General features: G+C 66.7%; 1 protein-coding gene. It reads left to right on the top strand.

Features of this window, described 5'->3' with window-relative positions:
• On the top strand, positions 1-337 hold a 337-nt coding region (locus RM812_RS42520), incomplete at its 5' end, for a peptide chain release factor-like protein (RefSeq protein WP_311586405.1).
• Between the last annotated feature and the right edge of the window lie 89 nt (positions 338-426).

The raw sequence follows: 426 nt of genomic DNA, 5'->3' as shown, positions 1-426 counted from the left end.
CGGCAGGTGCGTGATGCGGACCGGCATCGTGGTCTCCTGCCAGAACGAGAAGACCCAGCTGCAGAACAAGGCGGCGGCGCTGAGGGTGCTGCAGTCTCGGCTGCGGGAGAAGGCGCGCCGGGACCGCGAGGCGGAGATGAACCTGCTCAAGGGCGACGGCGGGAACAGATGGGGGTCGCAGATGCGCTCGTACGTGCTGCACCCGTACCAGATGGTCAAGGACCTTCGTACCGACTTCGAGGTGTCCTCACCCGACGCGGTGTTCGACGGCGAGCTCGACGGTTTCATCGAGTCGGGCATCCGTTGGCGTCGCACCAGCGAAGCCGCCGGCTCCTGAGTCGTCGTTCGGGCCACGCCCGCGCCTCGTCGAGACCCGAGAAACACAGTTCGGTCACCTAGACTCAGCGCTGGCCTGTCTCCGGGTAC

The sequence above is a fragment of the Streptomyces lancefieldiae genome (assembly GCF_031845825.1).
Taxonomy (GTDB): Bacteria; Actinomycetota; Actinomycetes; order Streptomycetales; family Streptomycetaceae; genus Streptomyces; species Streptomyces lancefieldiae.
The sequence above is the reverse complement of the archived record's forward strand: the minus strand, read 5'-3'. Positions and strand labels throughout refer to the sequence as shown.